General features: G+C 70.7%; 1 protein-coding gene and 1 pseudogene. One reads left to right on the top strand and one right to left on the bottom strand.

The window, feature by feature from the left end; genetic code table 11:
- The first annotated feature begins 1 nt into the window (after nucleotide 1).
- Nucleotides 2-2,368: an excinuclease ABC subunit UvrA gene (locus VFW79_RS04295; RefSeq protein WP_329676081.1), complete on the top strand. Its 2,367-nt coding sequence runs from the start codon at nucleotides 2-4 to the stop codon at nucleotides 2,366-2,368.
- A gap of 48 nt (nucleotides 2,369-2,416) precedes the next feature.
- Here the strand turns inward: VFW79_RS04295 and VFW79_RS04290 are convergent.
- Nucleotides 2,417-2,930: pseudogene (locus tag VFW79_RS04290) on the bottom strand (hypothetical protein); the annotation flags it as partial.

Here is a 2,930-nt window from a genome sequence, read left to right as displayed (position 1 = left end):
CGTGAGTGTCGAGGCCGCCCGCGCAGCGGATGCGCACAACTGGATCCGCGTGCGCGGAGCCCGCGAGAACAACCTCAAGGATGTGAGCGTCGAGATCCCGAAGCGCCGGCTGACGGTGTTCACCGGCGTCTCCGGCTCGGGCAAGAGCTCACTGGTTTTCGACACGATCGCCGCAGAGTCGCAGCGGATGATCAACGAGACCTACAGCGCGTTCGTCCAGGGGTTCATGCCGACGCTCGCGCGGCCCGACGTCGACGTCCTCGACGGGCTGACCACCGCGATCATCGTCGACCAGGAGCGGATGGGTGCCAACGTCCGCTCGACGGTCGGCACCGCGACCGACGCCAACGCGATGCTGCGCATCCTCTTCAGCAGGCTCGGTCAGCCGCACATCGGCTCGCCGCAGGCGTTCTCGTTCAACGTCGCGTCGGCCACCGGCGGGGGTGCGATCTCCTTCCAGCGCGGCGACCAGACCGTCAAGGAGCGCCGGACCTTCAGCATCACCGGCGGGATGTGCCCGCGCTGCGAGGGCCGGGGGGCCGTCACCGACATCGACCTGACCGCGCTGTACGACGACAGCAAGTCCCTCAACGGCGGCGCGCTCACCATCCCCGGCTACAGCATGGACGGCTGGTACGGACGGATCTTCAGCGGCTGCGGCTTCTTCGACCCGGACAAGCCGATCCGGGACTTCACGAAGCGGGAGCTCCACGACCTGCTCCGCAAGGAGCCGACCAAGATCAAGGTCGAGGGCATCAACCTCACCTACGAGGGGCTGATCCCGAAGCTCCAGAAGTCGATGCTGTCCAAGGACGTCGACGCGCTGCAGCCGCACATCCGCGCGTTCGTCGAGCGCGCGGTGACCTTCACGACGTGCCCCGACTGCGACGGCACGCGGCTGTCCGAGGCGGCCCGGTCCTCGAAGATCGCCGGCATCAGCATCGCCGACGCGTGCGCGATGCAGATCAGCGACCTCGCGGCGTGGGCCGCCGAGCTCGCGGAGCCGTCGGTCGCGCCGCTGCTCGAGGCGTTGCGGGACACCCTCGACTCGTTCGTCGAGATCGGGCTGGGCTACCTGTCGCTCGACCGGCCGGCCGGCACGCTGTCCGGCGGCGAGTCCCAGCGCACCAAGATGATCCGGCACCTCGGCTCGTCGCTCACCGACATCACCTACGTGTTCGACGAGCCGACGATCGGGCTGCACCCCCACGACATCCAGCGGATGAACACCCTGCTGCTGCAGCTGCGTGACAAGGGCAACACGGTGCTCGTCGTCGAGCACAAGCCGGAGACGATCGTCATCGCCGACCACGTCGTCGACCTCGGGCCGGGCGCCGGCACCGCGGGTGGCGAGGTGGTCTTCGAGGGGACCGTCGACGGGCTGCGGGCAAGCGGCACGTTGACCGGGCGCCACCTGGACGACCGTGCGTCCGTCAAGCCGTCCGTGCGGACGCCGTCGGGCAGGCTCGAGGTGCGCGGCGCGAGCACCCACAACCTCAAGGACGTCGACGTCGACATCCCGCTCGGCGTTCTGGTCGTGCTGACCGGCGTCGCCGGGTCGGGGAAGAGCTCGCTGATCCAGGGCTCGGTGGCCGGCCGGGACGGCGTGGTGTCGGTCGACCAGAGCGCGATCAAGGGCTCGCGACGCAGCAACCCGGCGACCTACACCGGGCTCCTCGACCCGATCCGCAAGGCGTTCGCCAAGGTCAACGGCGTCAAGCCGGCACTGTTCAGTGCCAACTCCGAGGGTGCGTGCCCGAACTGCAACGGCGCCGGCGTCACCTTCACGGACCTCGGGATGATGGCGACCGTCGCAACCGTCTGCGAGGTGTGCGAGGGAAAGCGGTTCGAGGCGTCCGTGCTCGAGTACCACCTCGGCGGGCGCGACATCAGCGAGGTGCTCGCGATGTCGGTGACCGAGGCCGAGCAGTTCTTCGGCGCCGGCGAGGCTCGCACGCCGGCCGCGCACGCCATCCTCGACCGCCTCACCGACGTCGGGCTCGGCTACCTCAGCCTCGGCCAGCCCCTCACCACGCTCTCGGGCGGCGAGCGGCAGCGCCTCAAGCTCGCGACCCGCATGGCCGAGAAGGGCGACGTCTACGTCCTCGACGAGCCGACCACGGGCCTGCACCTCGCCGACGTCGAGCAGCTCATCGGCATGCTCGACCGGCTCGTCGACTCCGGCCGGTCGGTCATCGTGATCGCGCACCACCAGGCGGTCATGGCGCATGCCGACTGGATCATCGACCTCGGCCCCGGCGCCGGCCACGACGGCGGGCGGATCGTCTTCGAGGGCACACCGGCCGACCTGGTCGCCGCCCGATCCACCCTCACCGGCGAGCACCTCGCGGCGTACGTCGGCGCCTGACCGGGTCGGCCGCGGCGAGCCCAGGCCGCGGCGGCCGACCCCAGCGGTTCACCAGACGCGCGTCCGGGAGGTACCGCCCGCGAGCGCCGCGATCGGTCCTGCGGCGTAGTCCTGCCCGGGTGCCTTGACGGTCCCGACCAGGTCGGTGGCGGCGGCGACGGGTGTGCCGTCCCGTTCCTCGAAGTCGGCGTCGACGAACCGCACGCGCTCGAGGTCACGTCCGGTGACGAGGCCGACGCGCGCCGTGGCGAACTCGTCGGGCAGCTGAGCCTCGAGGAAGACCTGGTCACCCTCGTCGACGATCGTCACGCCGGCGGGCGACGGCAGGACGAGCGGGCCGTCCTCGGCCTCGTACGGTTCCGCTCCACCGGCGTAGACGTTGCCTCGGACGTAGACGGGCTGCTTGGTCCCCGAGAACCGCTCGTGGTCGCCACGCGTCGGGTCGCCGACCTGTTCGATGTACTCGGCGAGCGATGCGGGGTGCCCATCGTAGCCCGCGGTGCCGTACCCGACCACCTGGCCGGGGCGCCTGGTCGGACCGTACGCACGGCCCACGTCGCCC

The organism is Cellulomonas sp. (assembly GCF_036279715.1).
Taxonomy (GTDB): Bacteria; Actinomycetota; Actinomycetes; order Actinomycetales; family Cellulomonadaceae; genus Cellulomonas_A.
This window is presented reverse-complemented; position numbering and strand designations above follow the sequence as displayed.